The sequence below is a fragment of the Oceanospirillum multiglobuliferum genome (assembly GCF_900167095.1).
Classification (GTDB): Bacteria; Pseudomonadota; Gammaproteobacteria; order Pseudomonadales; family Halomonadaceae; genus Oceanospirillum; species Oceanospirillum multiglobuliferum.
In genome coordinates, this window is record NZ_FUXG01000001.1 from 189,352 (window position 1) to 208,294 (window position 18,943).

Annotated in this window: 15 protein-coding genes and 1 other RNA gene; 1 reads left to right on the forward strand and 15 read right to left on the reverse strand. The window is 45.7% G+C overall.

Features of this window, described 5'->3' with window-relative positions; genetic code table 11:
- Positions 1 to 13 precede the first annotated feature (13 nt).
- From ftsA to rsmI, 15 genes are all read right to left on the reverse strand, one after another.
- Positions 14 to 1,294, reverse strand: a complete 1,281-nt coding sequence (ftsA, locus tag B5D26_RS00850; RefSeq protein ID WP_428838709.1) for a cell division protein FtsA — start codon at positions 1,292 to 1,294, stop codon at positions 14 to 16.
- A 92-nt stretch (positions 1,295 to 1,386) separates the two neighbouring features.
- Complete coding sequence (locus B5D26_RS00855) at positions 1,387 to 2,082, reverse strand: cell division protein FtsQ/DivIB (RefSeq protein WP_078743791.1); 696 nt, start codon at positions 2,080 to 2,082, stop codon at positions 1,387 to 1,389.
- A gap of 9 nt (positions 2,083 to 2,091) precedes the next feature.
- Positions 2,092 to 3,033, reverse strand: a complete 942-nt coding sequence (locus B5D26_RS00860) for a D-alanine--D-alanine ligase (RefSeq protein ID WP_407668504.1) — start codon at positions 3,031 to 3,033, stop codon at positions 2,092 to 2,094.
- A 9-nt stretch (positions 3,034 to 3,042) separates the two neighbouring features.
- Positions 3,043 to 4,428: a UDP-N-acetylmuramate--L-alanine ligase gene (murC, locus tag B5D26_RS00865; protein ID WP_078743889.1), complete on the reverse strand. Its 1,386-nt coding sequence runs from the start codon at positions 4,426 to 4,428 to the stop codon at positions 3,043 to 3,045.
- Between the two features lie 29 nt (positions 4,429 to 4,457).
- Entirely contained in the window at positions 4,458 to 5,558 is a 1,101-nt protein-coding gene (gene murG, locus B5D26_RS00870; RefSeq protein WP_078743792.1) for an undecaprenyldiphospho-muramoylpentapeptide beta-N-acetylglucosaminyltransferase, read from the reverse strand.
- Complete coding sequence (gene ftsW / locus B5D26_RS00875; protein WP_234985133.1) at positions 5,545 to 6,861, reverse strand: putative lipid II flippase FtsW; 1,317 nt, start codon at positions 6,859 to 6,861, stop codon at positions 5,545 to 5,547. The genes murG and ftsW overlap by 14 nt, the downstream gene beginning before the upstream one ends.
- A gap of 4 nt (positions 6,862 to 6,865) precedes the next feature.
- On the reverse strand, positions 6,866 to 8,245 hold the full coding sequence (murD, locus tag B5D26_RS00880) for a UDP-N-acetylmuramoyl-L-alanine--D-glutamate ligase (protein WP_234985135.1): 1,380 nt from the start codon (positions 8,243 to 8,245) through the stop codon (positions 6,866 to 6,868).
- Positions 8,246 to 8,317: 72 nt separating this feature from the next.
- Positions 8,318 to 9,400: a phospho-N-acetylmuramoyl-pentapeptide-transferase gene (gene mraY, locus B5D26_RS00885; protein WP_078743793.1), complete on the reverse strand. Its 1,083-nt coding sequence runs from the start codon at positions 9,398 to 9,400 to the stop codon at positions 8,318 to 8,320.
- A gap of 27 nt (positions 9,401 to 9,427) precedes the next feature.
- Positions 9,428 to 10,852 carry a UDP-N-acetylmuramoyl-tripeptide--D-alanyl-D-alanine ligase gene (locus B5D26_RS00890; protein ID WP_078743794.1) on the reverse strand — a complete coding sequence of 475 codons (1,425 nt, stop codon included), beginning with the start codon at positions 10,850 to 10,852 and terminating at the stop codon, positions 9,428 to 9,430.
- Positions 10,839 to 12,419 (reverse strand): UDP-N-acetylmuramoyl-L-alanyl-D-glutamate--2,6-diaminopimelate ligase, encoded by a 1,581-nt coding sequence (locus B5D26_RS00895; protein ID WP_078743795.1) that lies wholly within the window; start codon positions 12,417 to 12,419, stop codon positions 10,839 to 10,841. The genes B5D26_RS00890 and B5D26_RS00895 overlap by 14 nt, the downstream gene beginning before the upstream one ends.
- On the reverse strand, positions 12,419 to 14,116 hold the full coding sequence (locus B5D26_RS00900; protein WP_078743796.1) for a peptidoglycan D,D-transpeptidase FtsI family protein: 1,698 nt from the start codon (positions 14,114 to 14,116) through the stop codon (positions 12,419 to 12,421). Before B5D26_RS00900 ends, B5D26_RS00895 begins: the two co-directional genes overlap by 1 nt.
- On the reverse strand, positions 14,113 to 14,475 hold the full coding sequence (ftsL, locus tag B5D26_RS00905; protein ID WP_078743797.1) for a cell division protein FtsL: 363 nt from the start codon (positions 14,473 to 14,475) through the stop codon (positions 14,113 to 14,115). Before ftsL ends, B5D26_RS00900 begins: the two co-directional genes overlap by 4 nt.
- A 100-nt stretch (positions 14,476 to 14,575) precedes the next feature.
- On the reverse strand, positions 14,576 to 15,514 hold the full coding sequence (gene rsmH / locus B5D26_RS00910; RefSeq protein WP_078743798.1) for a 16S rRNA (cytosine(1402)-N(4))-methyltransferase RsmH: 939 nt from the start codon (positions 15,512 to 15,514) through the stop codon (positions 14,576 to 14,578).
- 81 nt (positions 15,515 to 15,595) lie between these two features.
- Positions 15,596 to 15,965, reverse strand: an RNA gene (gene rnpB / locus B5D26_RS00915) — RNase P RNA component class A.
- Positions 15,966 to 16,012: 47 nt separating this feature from the next.
- Positions 16,013 to 16,861, reverse strand: a complete 849-nt coding sequence (rsmI, locus tag B5D26_RS00920; RefSeq protein WP_078743799.1) for a 16S rRNA (cytidine(1402)-2'-O)-methyltransferase — start codon at positions 16,859 to 16,861, stop codon at positions 16,013 to 16,015.
- Between the two features lie 166 nt (positions 16,862 to 17,027).
- On the opposite strand from rsmI, the gene B5D26_RS00925 reads away from it, so the two are divergent.
- Entirely contained in the window at positions 17,028 to 18,914 is a 1,887-nt protein-coding gene (locus tag B5D26_RS00925) for a penicillin-binding protein activator (protein WP_078743800.1), read from the forward strand.
- Positions 18,915 to 18,943 lie beyond the last annotated feature (29 nt).

Here is an 18,943-nt window from a genome sequence, read left to right on the forward strand (position 1 = left end):
AAATGCAGCTCAATCAGAAGTTACCCTGAAACCAACCCCGAATTTTCCCGACTATTCCAACTTCATCAGTATCATTAACAGCGTGGTGGTCATCAGTGTGCGTTGTTCTTGACATGCTTGTTCGTACTGAAGAAGTGCGAGATGAAGCGACTTCTAAATGCTCTAGGCCATACATCAGAAGGCCAACACCTGTTGAGTATATCGGATTTCCGACTACATCAGATAATCCTTTGATATTACTAGGTGACGCGATGCGCACTTGCATGTGAAAAATTTCTTCTGCAAGTTGCACAACACCTTCCATCTTTGACGTACCACCTGTCAGCACAACACCAGCAGGTATTAAATCTTCAAAGCCACTGCGACGGATTTCATCTAAAACAAGTGTAAACAGCTCTTCATATCGCGGCTCAACAACCTCAGCAAGGCGCTGACGGGATAACTCTTGAGGAGGACGCTCACCAACGCTTGGGACTTGAAATACATGTTCTTCACTGGCGAGCTGAGTCAATGCACAAGCATATTTGATTTTAATTTCTTCAGCATTTTGCGTAGGGGTGCGTAACGCCATTGCTATGTCGTTTGTCACTTGATCACCTGCTATAGGGATCACTGCTGTATGCTTGATGGCGCCTTCAGTAAAGATAGCAATATCGGTAGTACCACCACCAATATCTACAATGCAAACCCCTAGCTCTTTTTCATCCTCATTCAAGACAGAGTAGCTAGAGGCCAACTGTTCAAGAATAACGCCATCAACTTCCAAACCACAGCGGCCAACGCAGCGCACAATGTTCTGAACAGCGTTCACTGCTGCTGTAACAAGATGAACTTTAGCTTCTAATCGCACACCCGACATGCCAAGAGGTTCTTTGATGCCTTCATGGTTATCGATAGCATATTCTTGAGGTAAAACATGGATAATTTTTTGGTCCGCAGGAATAGTTACCGCCTGCGCTGAGTCAATGACTCGATCAATATCTGATTGAGTGACTTCGCGATTAGTAGTCCCCACAATGCCATGGGAGTTCATACTACGAATATGACTACCTGCAATACCTACATATACCGAATGGATATTACAGCCTGCCATCAGTTCCGCTTCTTCAATCGCACGCTGGATAGATTGAACCGTTGACTCAATGTTGATCACAACACCTTTCTTTAAACCACGAGAAGGATGAGAACCAATACCAACAATCTCGATCTCATGATCAGGTGTTAGATGTCCAACAATAGCAACGACTTTTGATGTTCCAATATCTAGCCCGACAACCATATTGTTGTTTGTCATATTTGCAGCCATAAGCCGGGCATACCCCTCAACGCAAAACGTTAACCATTAACTCTAAAGAAAAACTCAATCATGCCGATAGATTACAAAGTCTATTGTAATCTCTCAACAGAAAAACCGTTCGGATAGCGCATATCAATCAGCCTTACAGTTTCCCATTGTTCTAGGTGCTGAATCAACTGCTCTAATCGACTTAAGCGCAAATCTGTTTGTTCTCTGCCTAACAACACCCAAGGACCATCCTTAAAGTGTAACGACCAAGCCCCATGCCCCGCCAAAGATACTACGTCCACGACCAAGGATGAACTTTGTAAGAAGCGCTGTTTACTTTGCTGATAAAATGCCCAAACCCTCTCCTCACTACCCGCAGGTCCCGCCAACTTGGGCAGATCGGGATAACTAAACTCAGAATCTGGGAAAAAGGCCGTTAGATTAGAGTCCAACAGCCCATTTTGCAACCAGTTCGCAACGGGTATTTTTTCTATTAGTTTAATTTCAATTTGTTCAGGCCAAACTCTACGTACCCGCACTTGGTCAACCCATGGTAAAAACTCTAACTGCTCTTTCACCAAATCCAAGTCTGAGAATAGAAAACCCTTACTCAAGCTCTCCGCAAGCACCCATTGTAAATCTGAGGCAGAAGTTTGACTCAACGCCCCTACAATTCGAACATCATCAACAGGCCACTTCAATAATGGCTGAATAAACTTATAAGACGCCGCCAGCACGATTAATGCTAGTGTTAATACTAGCGGGTTAACGAGCTCAAACTGTGATTTTTTACCCATCACTTTTTGTTAGCTACCCAAATTCAATGAATAACGCTTTTGTGCTGCATTAATCACAGCCACTATGAACTCTGCAAAGCTATAGCCTGCGGCGTTGGCTGCCATAGGCACCAAGCTATGGTCAGTCATACCCGGCAAGGTATTGACTTCTAGTAACTGTGGCTGACCATTTTGATCGACCATCAAATCCACCCGCCCCCAATCTTGGCACGAAAGGGCTTCAAAGGCCGATAATGATAGAGCTTGCAAGGCTTGTTCTTGAGCACTTTCCAAACCACAAGGCAGTAAATAACGAGTATCGTTGACTAGGTATTTAGCTTCATAATCATAGAACTGGTGATTGGTTTCTAAACCAATTACAGGCAGAGCCTGTCCATCTAAAATAGCAACCGTATATTCTTTTCCAGTGACCCATTGTTCGACAAATACCGAACTATCTAAAGCCGCGGCTTTATTAACAGCGTCTTTAAAGTGGTCAAAGCGCTCCACCTTAGACATACCAATACTCGATCCCTCATGCACTGGCTTAACCATTAATGGCCCAGACAGTGTCTCCCAGACCTCAGCAAGATCGGTACAACTCTCAACTACACGATATGCTGGCGTTGGAAGCCCTAATGTTTGCCAAATCTGTTTGGTTTTCAGCTTATCCATCGCAAGGGCCGAGCCTAAAACACCGCTACCTGTGTAAGGTATATTTAAGCAATCCAGCAATCCCTGAATAGTGCCATCCTCGCCACCACGGCCATGCAGTGCCAAAAAAGCGATATCAAAAGAAGCAGTTTGTAGCTGTTGCAACCAGTTGCTTTTCGTATCAATGTCTATACCAAAAACATCGATCGAAACACTTTCTAGGGCAGCTATAACAGCACGACCACTCTTTAATGACACTTCACGCTCGGCAGATGTACCGCCGTATAGCACCGCTACTCGCATAGTTTGATCACTCACACTTTATTGTTATAAGCCCTTTTGGCTTAATTCAACTGCCAACCCACTGATATCACCAGCCCCCTGCATCAAGAGAATATCGCCCTCTTGCAGCACTGAGCTGAGTACGTTCTTCAGATCATTTTTCTCTTGAATGAATATTGGTTCAACCTGACCACGCTCCCGAATACTACGGCTCAGCGCTCGACCTTCTGCTCCAGGAATAGGTGCCTCACCCGCGGCATAAACTTCCATCAGCAGTAACTTATCAACACCTGATAAAACCTGAACAAAGTCTTCATATAGATCGCGTGTACGAGAATAACGGTGCGGCTGATAAACCATTACCAAGCGACGATCAGGCCAGCCATTACGAACGGCTTTAATGGTTGCTTCAACCTCTCTTGGATGATGACCATAGTCATCAACTAGCATCACTTCACCTGTTGAGTGCTGTAACTGCCCCAAAATTTGGAAGCGACGCCCCACGCCGTCAAAGCCAGCCAGACCTTGGCAAATAGCTTGATCACTCACACCCTCATCACTTGCCACCACAATGGTCGCTAGCGCGTTGAGTGCATTATGTTCACCAGGCATATTCAATATGATCTCTAAATCGACCAAAGGCGCTGGGCGCTTTGCAGTAAACTTAATTTGAGATCCTTTTTGGGTAAAGTTCATCACTCTATAGTCTGCATCTTCACTAAAACCATAGGTCAATACTGGGCGACTGATTTTAGGCAGCAGCTCCCTTACCACGGGATCATCAATACAAACCACAGCCAACCCATAAAATGGCAAGTTATGTAAAAAATCAATAAAGGTTTGTTTTAACTTAGAGAAATCACCACCGTAGGTCGACATGTGGTCTGCATCAATATTGGTGACAATTGATACCATTGGTTGCAAATGTAAAAAAGATGCGTCACTTTCATCGGCTTCGGCAACCAAGTAACGGCTTTCACCCATCCGAGCATTAGTGCCTGCACTATTTAAACGGCCACCAATCACAAAGGTAGGGTCAAGATCAGCCTCAGCCAACACAGTTGCCATCAAGCTAGTGGTAGTGGTTTTACCATGAGTACCCGCAACTGCAATACCATGACGAAAGCGCATCAATTCAGCCAGCATCTCGGCACGCCGCACTATGGGGACGCGCTTTCTAACTGCATAAGCAATTTCTGGATTATCTGTATTAATCGCAGTGGAAACGACCACCACGTCACTACCTTGTACATTTGACTCTTCGTGACCAATAAAAACCTGAGCACCTAAAGAGATAAGGCGCTGTACAGCAGCAGACTCTTTCAAATCAGAGCCTGAAATACGATAGCCTTGGTTGAGCAATACTTCAGCAATGCCACACATCCCTACTCCACCGATACCAACAAAATGGATCTGTTTGATACGACGCATTTCTGGCACTTGATAACGCAGCTTCTCAATCAAAACTTTTCTCCAAAAACAGCCGCACAGCAATGATCAACTACAGTTTGTGTTGCCATGGGCTGTGCTGCTTTACGGGCATTCAGCCCCATCAATACGAGTTGTTCAGGTTCTGCAAACAACAATTGTAAACGCTCTGCAAGATGCTCTACCGACATCTCTTTCTGTGGTAATAAAACTGCCGCATCTTCATTTACCAAAAAACGTGCATTTGCCGTTTGATGGTCATCCACTGCAATAGGTAAAGGTACCAAAATCGAAGCTCGACCTGCTGCGGCCAACTCAGAAACTGTTAAAGCACCCGCTCGACAGAGTACTAAGTCTGCCCATGCAAATGCGCCAATCATATCATCAATAAACTCAACAACTTGTGCTTTAACATTATTCGCTTGATACAAAGCTTCTGTCGCTTGTAACTTATCTTTTCCAGATTGATGCCAAACCTCTGGGCGAGACTGTTCTGGTAACAGTGATAGTGCTTTAGGTAAAGCTTGATTTAAGGCTAAAGCACCTAAGCTTCCTCCGACGACCAAAAGGCGTAATGGCTGTGAAGTCTCTGCTTTAGTCGGTAGCGCAAATAGTGCCTGACGTACAGGGTTACCCGTTACTAGTGCAACAGACTCTGGAAAAGCGTTTGGAAATGCCGCAAAAGTTTGGCGCGCAATACGAGACAACCAGCGATTAGTCAGGCCAGCTACAGCATTTTGCTCATGCACAAAGACAGGTATACCGGATAACCAAGCTGCAATTCCACCGGGGCCACTGGCAAATCCCCCTAAGCCCAACACAAAATCGGGACGATATTGGCGTAACACCATTTTTGCTTGCCACACTGCACGCAGAATTAAAAATGGCGCCAATAGCTTCCGTATTAACCCCTTACCTCTAACCCCTACAACTTCGACGCGATTAAGCTTAATCCCCGCAGCAGGCACTAGTTTATTTTCAATACCCTGCGTACTGCCTAACCACTCAACCTGAAAGCCTTTATCTTGAAAACACTGCGCCAATGACAATGCAGGTATGACATGACCACCAGTGCCTCCCGCCATCAGCAGTACTTTTTTGCCTTTTGCTGGCAACTGATTACGATTGGGCATAAGTGCCTCGTCTTTGACTGTTTTGCTGACGCTTAACACGAGTTTCTAAATCAATTCTCAAGGCTATAGCCACCATCACACAGCTAATAAGCAAGCTACTACCACCATAACTCATAAATGGTAGGGTTAAGCCTTTTGTGGGCAGCAAACCTGTATTCACACCAATATTAATAAAAGTTTGTGCCGCAATTACTAGTGCCAAGCCAAAACCAACATAACAATGAAACAATAAACCTATATCGCCAGCCCGCCTAGCAATGGCCACCATACGATAAATCACTAAGCTATAAAGCAACAAAGTGAGTAATGCACCAATTAAACCTAGTTCCTCCGCCAAAATCGCAAATACAAAGTCGGTATGCGCTTCTGGCAAGTAAAATAGCTTTTGTACGCTATTACCCAAACCTAAACCACTCCAGCCACCTCGACCAAATGCGATTAAAGCTTGCGTCAATTGATAGCCCGAGTCGAACTGTGCTGCCCAAGGATCAAAGTAAGTGACCAAGCGCTTCATACGGTAGGGCTGTAAAATAGCAATTAAACCTGCCATAGAGATGGTTGCACTAAGCAAAAGCAAGAAGCGCTTCATGCCCACACCAGATAAAAACAGCATGCCCAGCATACTGCCTAAGATCACCATAGTGGCACCATAATCTGGTTCCATGATCAGTAACAGCCCCATGAAAACCATAACAGCCAGAGGCTTAATAAAACCAGACCAACGCTCACGTACCTCATCTAAACGCCGGACTAAATAACCTGCGAGATACACAACCATAAACAGTTTGGCAACCTCAGAGGCTTGTAGATTGACAATACCAAGGGCTATCCAACGAGAGCTACCATTCACCTCACGGCCAATACCGGGTACAAGCACGGCCATCAGCAATAAAAAAGCGATCATCAACAGCTCAAAACCGTGATCAAACCACCAATTCATAGGGACTAACAGTATCGCCAAGCCAAGCCCTAGCCCCATCAAAACATAAATGCCATGACGCAAGCTAAAATAGAACGGATTACCATAACGCCCACCAGCAACTTCCATAGAGGCAGAGGTCACCATTAACCAGCCCAATACAAGAAGAGTCAGTGCAGAAAAAAGTAACCAGCCATCAACTCGACGGGTCATTTCACGGTTGACATACTCAAGATTTAGCGCTGAGGTTACAGGCTGAAGAATAAACTTCAAACGCTGCTGAGTCTCTCCTAAACCTTCTAGTCGGTCTGCATGAGGTGCCATTCGATCTTGCCAACGCTGCTTACGCTGATCAAACCAATTGTTTACACGTTCAATCAGCACAAGCTTACTCCACGCCCTGAACTGCTGAACCAGCGGCAAGAGATTGCACCGCAGATGCAAAAGCTTGTCCACGTGCGACATAGTTAGCGAACATATCAAAACTGGCACACGCAGGTGAAAGTAAAACAATATCACCCGGCAAGGCTAACTCAGCTGCTTGTTGCACAGCATCGGTCATATCTTGTGCAAAGTTCAGCGCTAAGGACTTAGGTGCAACAGCGGCAATTTGTGGAACATCTCGTCCGATTAACACCAAAGCTCGGGCATATTGCTGCAAAGGCAATGTGAGTCCATCAAATTCAGCACCTTTACCATCGCCACCCGCGATCAGAACAATTCGACCTTGAATACCTGCCCCTAAACCATTCAGAGCGGCAACGGTCGCGCCAACATTAGTGCCTTTTGAATCATCAATAAAACACACTTGATTGAACTCTTTCACTAACTGGCAGCGGTGAGGCAAACCAACAAAATGACGTAAAGTCTCTAACATTGCTGACATAGGCAGGCCAACACTATGGCCTAAAGCAAGAGCCGCTAGTGCGTTGGCTTGCCCATGACGACCTGTTAACGTGATTTCTGTCGTTGGTATTAACAGCTCTTTGCCATATGCCAAAAATAATGCGCCCTCACTTTCTCTTAAGCCAAAATGGCCTAAATCAGGCTGATCCAAACCAAAGCTTATTTGCGTATTTTTAAAGCTATGAACAGGCAGCGTCGCCTCATCTTGTCGATTCACAATAGCGTATTCGCAACCGATATAAATCCGCTGCTTTGCTAGACCATACTCCAGCATACTGGGATAACGGTCTAAGTGATCCGCACTCAAATTCAAGATAGAGGCCGCTTTTGCTTTTAAACTATGTGTTGTTTCTAGCTGAAATGAGGAAAGCTCTAAGACAAATAACCGTGGTTGCTCTGCTTCTGGTTTATCTTTTAGATCCAGCAATAAATCCAATACAGGAATACCGATATTACCGCCCACAGCTACAGGCCAACCAGCCGTTTCAGCCATCTTGCCAACTAATGTAGTCACCGTACTTTTGGCATTAGAACCTGTAATAGCAACAATAGGCACTGATACCGCACGAGAAAATAGCTCAATATCACCCACAACAGATACACCAGAGGCAATAGCGCGAGCAATTGCAGGCTGACTGATAGCAACACCTGGGCTGACCACAAGCTCTTGCGCTTCGCAGAGCTGCGCTTCATCTAATGGCCCTAACCAAATTTCAGCATCGGGGAAAGCTTGCTCAAACTCATCTAAACCCGCAGGCTTAAAGCGCGTATCCGCAACTGCAAAGTCCACACCTTGAGCCGCCAAATAACGCGCGCAAGATAACCCTGTCTGGCCTAAACCAATAATCACTGTGTGTGGCAAAATCCTTTCCTCTTGCTAACTAAGCAAATTATCTTGATGCCTTAACAACAAAAGCTTAAACCTTAGATCCAACTAACGTAGTTTGATAGTCGCTAATCCAATCAGTACCAGCACAACGGTAATGATCCAAAAACGTACAATTACCCTTGGCTCTGGCCAGCCTTTCAATTCAAAGTGGTGGTGAATAGGTGCCATGCGGAAAATCCGACGCCCTGTCAGCTTAAATGATGCCACCTGCAAAATCACAGAGACCGTCTCCATTACAAAAACGCCCCCCATGATAAAGAGCACGATCTCTTGGCGCACAATAACGGCAACAACACCCAAAGCTGCACCTAAAGCCAAAGCGCCTACATCACCCATAAAAACTTGCGCAGGATAAGTGTTAAACCATAAAAAACCTAAACCAGCACCCGCAATAGTGGCGCAAAATACGATCAGCTCTCCAGAACCTGCGATGTAAGGAATATTTAAATAAGAGGCAAATTGTGTGTGTCCTGACAAATAAGCAAAAATGCCTAGTGCCGACGCTACCATCACCGTTGGCAGAATTGCCAGCCCATCTAACCCATCGGTTAGATTAACGGCGTTACTTGTGCCAACGATCACAAAATAGGTCAGTACAACAAAAAAGATTCCCATTTCCCAAGAAAAGCTCTTAATAAATGGAATGATCAACGAGGTCTCTGCAACGGAGGGCGCAGTTTGATATAAAAAAATAGCAGCACCTAGCCCTGCCACTGACTGCCAAAAATACTTCCACTTACCAGGTAAGCCGCGAGAGTTTTTCTCGATGACTTTTCGGTAATCATCCACCCAACCCACAGCACCAAATAACAGCGTCACTAGCAATACAACCCAAACATAGCGATTACTCAAATCCGCCCATAATAAAGTACTGACTGCAATTGAGCTGATAATCAATGCACCGCCCATAGTAGGCGTACCGCTTTTGCTTAAATGGCTTTGAGGACCGTCAGTTCGTACTGACTGCCCGATTTGCGCCTCAACTAGCTTGCGAATCATCAATGGGCCCAGTAACAGTGACAATGCTAAAGCAGTTAAAACACCTAAAATGGCACGTAGCGTTAAATAATCAAAAACTCGGAAAGGGCTGTAAAATTGCGCCAACCAATCGGCCAGAATCAAAAGCATTTCGGTGTTGTATCCTTTATTTTTCTATTAATTTTGAAGCTGAAGCGGTTCAACTATGGTTTCCATAGCAGCACTACGTGACCCCTTTACAAGCACCGTACAATTGGCGCTCAACTCTCTTTTTAACTGCTCAACTAAACTTACTTTATCAGGCAAGTGCTGTGCACCTGTACCAAAATGATCACTGGCATGTTGACTCAAAGTACCAACTGTATAGAGCTGATCAATGCCTTTATCCTTAGCATATCGGCCTAAGTCAGCGTGGGCAGATGATGCTGCATCACCTAGCTCACCAATATCACCCAATACCAGAATCTTTTTCCCTGAAATCGCTGACAAAGTGTCTATCGCTGCACGCACTGATCCGGGGTTAGCATTGTAAGTGTCATTAATCAGACAGGCACCATTTAAACCTGACAGCTGCTGCAAACGACCTTTAATACCAGAAAAAGCCGTCAATCCTGCCATAATTTCAGCAATTGTAACACCAACTGAAAGTGCGGCAGCTGCTGCCGCCAACGCGTTGGCAACGTTGTGCAAACCTAAAGCAGGCAATTGAATTTCTGCTGATAAGCTAGGCTCTATAGCACCTCGATCGTAAGATTGTAGCGTAAACTGGCACCCTGATGGTTGTGCTTGAATTTGCTGCGCGCTCAACACTTGCGACACTGATTCAGGCCAGTTTCGTGATTGCCAAAAATGGCTCATATTAGTTTCTAGCGTGAACAGCGACACTGAACGTGTACCTGCACAACTTAACCAATAGGCACAATGTGAGTCATCTGCATTAATAACGGCACAAGCCTTTTCAGGCAAGCCTGACAATAGCTCCGCTTTGGCTTGTGCGATGTTTTCAATTGAACCAAACTCACCTAAATGTGCGCCAGTGACATTCAATAACACACCCACATCAGGCTGGGCCAATGCCGTAGTGTAGGCAATCTCACCTAAATGATTCGCACCTAACTCAATTGCCGCAGCTTGATGCTGCGGATCTAAGCGTAACAATGTCAAAGGTACGCCAATATCATTATTGAAATTACCTTGTGTTATCAGTGTATTACGCTGCTGGGACAATATACTGCCCAGCATCTCTTTTACGGTAGTTTTACCGCTATTGCCAGTGATAGCAATCAATGGAGCTGTAAATAAAGTGCGGTTTAGCTGGGCTATTTGCCCCAATGCAATGCGTGTATTTTCAACTAGCCACTGTGGCACAGTTGTTTTTTGAGGCTGACTGACGACTAAAAAGCCAGCACCCTGCTCTATTACTTGCGCCAAAAACTCATGTGCGTCAAAACGCTCACCTTTTAATGCAACAAAAAGATCACCTTGTTGCACTTGACGCGAGTCTATTTGAAGACACTTGATCTCAAGTTCAGACTCTGTCTCTGAGCAGATTAACTCTCCGCCAAAGTGATGTTGAAGCTGCTTTAAATTAAGTGGGTACATGGTGCGCTCCAATCTTTTGGCTCTGGCTCAGTGCAATCTTTTCAGCAGTAGCTTGTTGCGCTACCCGAGCACACACCACATCATCGAAATAATGACGCACAGATTGAATCTCTTGATAGTTTTCATGACCTTTCCCAGCAATCAAGACCACATCCTCAACCGCCGCACCTGTAATCGCCTGTTGAATAGCGAGAGCACGATCGACCTCAATGTGCACCAATAAAGCGCTGTTAGGTGAAAAACCCGACAGGATCTCTTGCACAATCTGCTCTGGACTTTCGGTCCTTGGGTTATCACTGGTTACCCAAATTTGATTTGCGTGCTGCTCTGCAGCTTGTGCCATAAGAGGCCGCTTGCCACGATCTCTATCACCACCACACCCAAAAACACAAATTAGACGGCCTTTCAAATGTGCTTTAACGGCTTGCAAGGCATTATTCAAGGCATCTGGCGTATGAGCATAATCAATCACTACTTTTGCCACATCAGGCTGGCTTAAGAGCTGCATACGGCCTGCAACAGGCTTTAATTGAGCCGCAATGGGTAAAAGCTGTTCCAAACTAAAGCCTGAGCCTAAAAGTGCTGCTAATGCCGCCAGTACATTGGCAATATTGAACTCACCAAACAAAGGTAGTCTTAATGCATGCTCTCCCCAGCGACCAGCTAGCTGCAATAAAAAACCCTCTGGCAAAGCTTGCACTGACTCACAGTACAAGTCAGCTTCGGTGTTATATAAACTATAAGTTACACAGTTTTTGGCCTGCTGATGCTCAAGAATAGTTGCGGTAAAGGCATCATCTAAATTAAGCACCGACAGAGCAAGATCCGTACATTGAAACAGCTTTAATTTAGCCGCCCCATAACTGTCCATATCACCATGATAATCTAGATGATCTCGACTTAAATTAGTGAAAATAGCAATCGAAAAAGGCACGCCAGCTATACGCTGTTGATCTAATGCATGGGAAGAGACTTCCATCGCCTGATAAACAAAACCATCTTGCTGCAATTTAGCCAGTACAGCATGCAAGCTTATAAGATCAGGCGTTGTATGTGAGGCGGTTTGCAACTGATGAATAGCACCAATACCAACAGTTCCGATTACCGCGCAAGGTTTTTGCACCGCATCTAATAGCTGCGCCAAGTAATGTGTAACAGACGTTTTACCATTGGTGCCCGTCACCCCTATCAAGCAGCTGCCATGAGTTGCACCAAGTCCTGTAGATGCTGCTAACCAAGCCCCTAAACGACTACGTAAAGTCTTCAACTCAATAACGGGGATCTGTTGCTCAGCAAAAGTTTGTAATTCAAAATGGTCTTGATCAGCTTCAACCAGCACAATTGAAGCCCCTTTTGTTATGGCCGCAGAAATAAAGTTTCGACCATCTTGCTGACTACCCCTAAGCGCAATAAAGAGATCGCCCGCCTGCACTAGTCTAGAGTCCAGCTGCAAACTGAAGGTTTTGTTGTCTAAAGCTCCTGCAAGCGCCAAAGGCAACTCAGGAAAACATTGGCTTAACTGCTCAAGCACTTTACGCGCCATCACATTAATATGATGCGTTTGCATTATTTTGCCCCTGCAACCTGTTTAACCGTGTCAATATTATCGGGTGCGACATTCAAATAACGCAGGGCATTACCCACTACGCGGGAAAAAATCGGAGCAGCCACTTCACCACCGTAATACTCTTGCCCTGATGGGCTATCAATCCAGATTACAGCGACCACTTTTGGATCTGACGCAGGTGCCATACCTGCAAAAATAGCCATATATTCGCTGCCATAACCTGTGCTGCCAACTTTGTGAACAGTGCCTGTTTTACCCGCAACATGGTAGCCATGAATCGCTGCTCGAGTACCAGTACCCCCTGTTTGAGTCACTGTTTCCATCATTTTCACGACCGCTTTAGCCAAGTGTGCGGGCAAAATAACTTCATCAGCAGGCATATCAATGCCCTTCATTAAGCGCACGTACTTTTTCACACCCTGATTGGCCAATACCTGATATGCTTGTGCCAATTGCAACGCATTGACAGCGATACCATAGCCATAGGCCATGGTGGCAATTTTAGCTTTTTGCCCTGATAAAGGTGCAACCAAAGAGCCTACGCCCTCCCCCGGAAACCCTGTACCCGTACTCTGGCCAAGCCCTACACGCTGTAGAAAAGATGACACCGTATCCTCAGGCATCGACAGCGCCATTTTTGCAACGCCCACGTTACTAGACTTAGTAATAATATGTGTTAAGTCCAGCACCCCATAATTACGGTGATCCCGAATACTCTGCCCACCTAAACGTAAGTAACCCGGCGTAGTGTCAATCTCATCAGTAACCTTATAGTTGCCGCTAGCCAGCCCTGCCGCAACTGTTAGGGGTTTAATCGTTGACCCCGGTTCAAACAAATCAATTAAGGCACGGTTACGTAATGCGGCTACATCCAACTTAGAGCGATCATTTGGATTAAAAGAAGGTTGGCTCACCATTGCCAATACATCACCTGACTTGGCGTCTAATAAAACAACGGCTCCTGATGCCGCACCATGCTGTTCAACCGCTGCCTTCAGCTCACGGTAAGCCATAAACTGTAAAGTTAAGTCTATAGTTAGAGTCAAATTTCTGCCGGGCTGTGCAGGCTCTACAATATTGAGGTCACGAAATACATGACCGCGACGATCCTTCAGCACTGTTTTACTACCAGACGTACCCGTTAAAGCCTCGTCAAAGGCCAGCTCAAAGCCCTCTTGTCCCTTATCATCAATATTGGTAAACCCCACTAAATGGGCAGCCATTTCATGAACAGGATAGTAACGCTTATATTCTGGCTTAGCGTACACACCGGGAATATCTAGCGCTAAAATCTGATCCGCTTCCAAAGGAATCATGTGGCGCTTTAAGTATACAAAACCTTTACCTTCTGACTGCTTCAGCTTTTTCTGCAAACTCGGCAGAGATATTTGTAGATACTTAGCCAATGCTTTCAGCTGAACCTCTGTAGCCTGAAAGTGCTTAGGATTCATCCAGATTGTAGTAACGGGAGTACTAACAGCTAGAGGCTCACCTTTTCGATCAGTGATCATGCCTCTGTAACCTGGGATACTGTCCTCTCGCACGCTACGTGCATCACCTTGTTCTTGCAGGAAGTTACGATCAGCAATATGTAACTGAACCATTCGTCCAGCCAAAAGAAGTCCTGCCAATAGTAATACGGTGAGTGCGATAGGATAGCGAAACCCGATGATTGCAAGTGTCGGCTTGGATCTCATTTCATGACCTGCACTTGATTGGGAGAGATCAGCTGCATCTGCAATGAGTCCCGCGCTATTTGCTCAATACGACTGGGTGAGGCGAGTGTGCTGCGTTCTAAGATTAACTGTCCCCATTCAACCTCATATTGCAACTGCCGACGCTCCAAAGCCTGTAGCTGTGTATAAGCTTGACGGTTCTCATAAGCGGCATACACCACCAAAAGCGATGACACAAGCGTCAACAAAGTGAAGCCTATAAATAAAATAGCGGAATAAGGAACACGGGAAGGTAACAACGCCAGAAGCTCAGCCTGTATTCTGAGCATGAAAGACGGGGACTCATTATGTCGAGGCGTAGCGCCAATAATTTTAGTCATGCCATACTCTCATAAATGATGGCGATTCAATCGAAGTGACTTACAGCTTGCTCAAGCAGTTGCATACAAGCAAGCTCAAGCACTCCGACCATTTAATGTATTAAGCTACTTTTTCCGCTATACGCATCACTGCACTACGAGAACGTGCATTAATGCGAACCTCTTCAGCAGACGGCTTAATTGCTTTACCAACATGCTTCAGACGAATATTCAGCTGATCTTGTGTAAAAGGAATGTGCGGCGGCAAGTGCGTATCCCCCTTTACCATGTCTCGCATAAAACGCTTTACGATTCGATCTTCTAATGAGTGGAAGCTGATTACAACCAAGCGTCCACCCACTTTCAATAGATCTAAAGATTGCTCTAGGCATAGTTCCAAATCAGCCAACTCTCGGTTGACATGAATACGAATCCCTTGGAAAGCACGCGTGGCAGGGTTCTTACCCTTTTCCCAAGCGGGATTCGCTTCTTTAATGATTTGAGCCAAGCGCCCTGTCCGTGTTATAGGTTCGATCTGGCGTTCAGCCAGAATCGCACGCGCCATACGGCGAGCAAAGCGCTCTTCACCATAGTCTTTTAACACGCGGATAATTTCATTTTCTGAAGCGTAATTCACAAAGTCAGCGGCAGATTCTCCCGCATCGGGATTCATACGCATATCCAAAGGGCCATCGTTCATAAAACTGAAGCCACGTTCCGGATCATCAATCTGTGGAGAAGAGACCCCAAGATCCAGCAGAATGCCATCTAACTGGCCTACTACCTGCTCAGATTCCGCATAGCTTTGCATCTCTGCAAAAGAGCCTTGAAATATTTTAAAACGGCTATCTTGTTGTTCAAGGTTACGAGCTTCCGCCAACGCTAAAGGATCTTTATCAACACCGATTAAACGCCCTTCGGCATCCAGCTGATTAAGAATGGCGCGGGAATGCCCACCTCGACCAAAAGTGCCATCAACATAAGTGCCAGATGGTGACTGAACTAAAGCCTCTACGGCTTCATTCAACAAAACGGTCAGGTGTTGAAAAGCTTGTGTCATGATGTGTTCTGAATTTGATTTGCGTTAGCCAGATCAACAACCGCTTAGAAAACAAGTTTACTAAGCGGCCGAAGCAAATGATGTTGGAGCCAGCCGATAAGCCGGGTTTTGTCGTGGACAGTCATTCATCTAGTATCTATGTCACCATAGATCTCAAGCAACCTACCCGAACCCAGTGCGGGTCACACCGTTGGGTTCCTATTTGGTCTTGCTCCGAGTGGGGTTTACCGTGCCACAAACTGTTACCAGTTGCGCGGTGCGCTCTTACCGCACCCTTTCACCCTTACCTGATCCTTTTATTGCTAAAAGGCCATCGGCGGTCTGCTCTCTGCTGCACTTTCCGTAGGCTTACGCCCCCCAGGCATTACCTGGCACTCTACCCTGCGGAGCCCGGACTTTCCTCCCCTCTCAACGGTAAACCGTATCAAGCAGCGACTGTCTGGCCGACTCCAAGCGAGCAAGGATATAAGGAAGCCCCACATCAAACAACTAGTTTTTTTAATTGTCGCTTTGTAATGCCAAGGCCTGCTGATAAAGTGCATTTTTCTTTTGACCTGTAATTTTAGCTGTCAGTGCCGCAGCCTGCTTGACAGGCAACTCTTCTAATAAGAGTTTTAACACCTGCTCTGCTGCTATTTGCAGTGATTCAGACTCCTCTTGCTCTGGAGCTCCTGCAAGCACAAGCACAAACTCACCTCTCTGCTGATTCGGATCAGCCTGTACCCAAGTTATGATCTGTTCAATTGAGCCAGATAGAATCGTCTCAAACGTTTTAGTCAACTCACGTGCCAACGTTAACAAGCGATCAGGGCCAAACACCGCTTGTAAATCATTCAGACATTCAACAATACGGTGCGGCGATTCATAAAACACCATAGTTCTAGGTTCATTCAACAGCGTTTGCAGCTGTTTTTTGCGACCGCTGCTCTTAGCGGGTAAGAAGCCCTCGAAGCAAAAACGGTTAGTTGCCAAACCTGCCGCAGACAGCGCCGCAACCATAGCGCAAGGGCCAGGCACTGGCACCACCTTAAAACCAGCCTGCCGCACCGCCTGAACCAAAACAAAGCCAGGATCAGATATTAAAGGCGTTCCTGCATCTGAGACTAGCGCAATTGAAAGCCCTGATGCTAAATCAGCCAACACCTTTTCAACTCGCTGATGCTCATTATGGTCATGTACAGAAAACAGTGGCTTGTTGATAGTAAAATACATCAACAGCTGTCGAGTATGCCTAGTATCTTCTGCTGCAATCAAATCCACTGAGCGCAATACTGTTAAAGCACGTTCTGAAATATCTGCAAGATTACCAATTGGAGTGGCAACCACGTACAATATGGACTCTGACATCTTTGAAACCTTTACTGATTAATGGTTACCTGCGTAAATCGCTATTAAAAACTGACCGATAACCGTTATATTGATGCTTTAAGCCGATCACTCGGCTACGAATTTATTCTGACCTTACTGAGCACAAAAACACTCTCTTAACACTGAGTCACTCAAGAGTTAATTTATGTTTGTTTCAAACTATAACGCCACTAACTGCCATCGTTACATCAAGCCTTTATTGGTGATCACCCTGACTGCACTTGTCGCAGCCTGTGGCACACCAACACAAAAGCCAGTTGCACCAACATCAACACCCGCAGTAGAAAAAACTGTAGTGGCTCGTGCATTAACTGCTGATGAGTTATTAGCTTTGGCTCAACAAGCAAACTTTGACCAAGCGCAAATATACCGCTTACGTGCCGCGCAGATTCTAGCACAAGAGCAAAAAAACGATTCAGCTTTACGCTTGCTTGCTAAAATTCACGCTTATCGCCTGCCTTTTGAACAGCAGAAACAGTTTGTCTTTTTGAGTGCTGAACTCAGTTTAAACAGTGGCGAAGGCTGGCAGGCACTCATTGCACTCAATAATACTGGCACACTGATCTATGACCGCATGAGTATCAAAGAACAGCTGCAGTTCACCTTATATCGCGCTAAGGCATACAGCGCGCTAGGCTACCACGAGGCCAGCGCTCGGGAATACCTGATGCTGGGCCAGCAACAAAGCGGCAATGAGCAAATGCAATCTTATGAGCAGCTTTGGAGCAATATTCTAAATATCACCCTAGAAGACATTCGGTTATTACTAGCCGAAGAGCAGCACCCTGAGATGCTAGGTTGGTTAGACCTTGCAAGAGTACGCAAAGAAGCGGCGACTAATCTAGATCAATTTACAGCAGAATTGAGTCGTTGGCTCAGACAATGGCATGATCACCCTGCTGCATTAAACCTACCTCGGGATATGGCCTTCCTAGTCGATATTAGCCGCAGCCCCATTCAACATATTGCCGTCTTTTTACCCCAAACAGGCAACCTAGCGGCAGCAGGCAATGCGATTCGGGACGGTATGCTCTCAGCAATATTAGAAGCTCAATCTCAGGGAGCAAGTACGCCAAAGCTGAGCTTTTTTGACAGCAATAGCTTCAATACTGGAGAACTGTATCGTTCGGCATTAAGCGTAGGTGCTGAAGTTGCCATCGGCCCCTTAGAAAAAAGCAGAGTAACCGAACTGCAAACTAGAAACAGCCTACCGCTGCCTACACTTGCTTTAAACTATGGTACAGCCCCGTCAACAGATAATTCTCAGCTATTTCAATATGCCATCTCTGCGGAAGATGAGGCCGCACAGGCGGCACAAGCGGCATGGCAAGATGGTAAAAAGCGCGCACTAACATTAACCCCATCCAGTGATTGGGGTGGGCGAGCACTGACCGCATTCGAAGCCGATTGGCAGAAACAAGGTGGTACTATTGCTGAAAACAGCCAATACTCATCTAAAACCAATTTAGGTTTAAGCATCAAAAAAATGCTTGAGATTGATCGTAGCGAACGACGCTGGAGACGGATAAGCCAACTACTTGATCAAAAAGTAGAGTTTGAGCCTCGCCGCAGACAAGATGCCGATATGCTGTTTTTAGTCGCCACGCCCACCACAGCCCGACAAGTAAAACCTGCATTGGCCTTTTATTACGCCAGTCAGATCCCTGTTTACGCAACTTCTCATCTTTATAACGGTAAGCCTGACACACAGCGCGACCAAGATTTAAATGGTATTCATTTTTGCGATATTCCTTGGTTCTTTGAAGAAGGTTCTGCCTTAAAGGAAAATATTCAGAAAGCTTGGCCAAAAGAGAGCAGTCGCTATGGGCGACTGTTTGCGATGGGTACAGATGCACTACAGCTTGCAGGTCGTTTGCGTATGCTAGAAGCATTGCCCGGCAGCAAAGTTTATGGCGCAACAGGCGCATTATCACTACAGGAAAATCAAATTGTCACACGTCATCTTGAGTGGGCAACTTTTATTAACGGCCAACCTGTAATGCGCCAACGGGTCGAATCACCTTCTAGCTGATAAGTCATAACGTACTAAGTAGCTGTATA

Excerpts from the sequence above, each read along its gene's own strand:
- mraY (WP_078743793.1), bottom strand. The coding sequence starts at position 9,400 with ATGCTTTTGATTCTGGCCGATTGGTTGGCGCAATTTTACAGCCCTTTC.
- ftsA (WP_428838709.1), bottom strand. The coding sequence starts at position 1,294 with ATGACAAACAACAATATGGTTGTCGGGCTAGATATTGGAACATCAAAA.
- B5D26_RS00925 (WP_078743800.1), top strand. The coding sequence starts at position 17,028 with ATGTTTGTTTCAAACTATAACGCCACTAACTGCCATCGTTACATCAAG.
- B5D26_RS00855 (WP_078743791.1), bottom strand. The coding sequence starts at position 2,082 with ATGGGTAAAAAATCACAGTTTGAGCTCGTTAACCCGCTAGTATTAACA.
- ftsL (WP_078743797.1), bottom strand. The coding sequence starts at position 14,475 with ATGACTAAAATTATTGGCGCTACGCCTCGACATAATGAGTCCCCGTCT.
- rsmH (WP_078743798.1), bottom strand. The coding sequence starts at position 15,514 with ATGACACAAGCTTTTCAACACCTGACCGTTTTGTTGAATGAAGCCGTA.
- B5D26_RS00895 (WP_078743795.1), bottom strand. The coding sequence starts at position 12,419 with ATGCAAACGCATCATATTAATGTGATGGCGCGTAAAGTGCTTGAGCAG.
- B5D26_RS00900 (WP_078743796.1), bottom strand. The coding sequence starts at position 14,116 with ATGAGATCCAAGCCGACACTTGCAATCATCGGGTTTCGCTATCCTATC.
- B5D26_RS00890 (WP_078743794.1), bottom strand. The coding sequence starts at position 10,852 with ATGTACCCACTTAATTTAAAGCAGCTTCAACATCACTTTGGCGGAGAG.
- rsmI (WP_078743799.1), bottom strand. The coding sequence starts at position 16,861 with ATGTCAGAGTCCATATTGTACGTGGTTGCCACTCCAATTGGTAATCTT.
- murG (WP_078743792.1), bottom strand. The coding sequence starts at position 5,558 with ATGCCCAATCGTAATCAGTTGCCAGCAAAAGGCAAAAAAGTACTGCTG.
- murC (WP_078743889.1), bottom strand. The coding sequence starts at position 4,428 with ATGCGTCGTATCAAACAGATCCATTTTGTTGGTATCGGTGGAGTAGGG.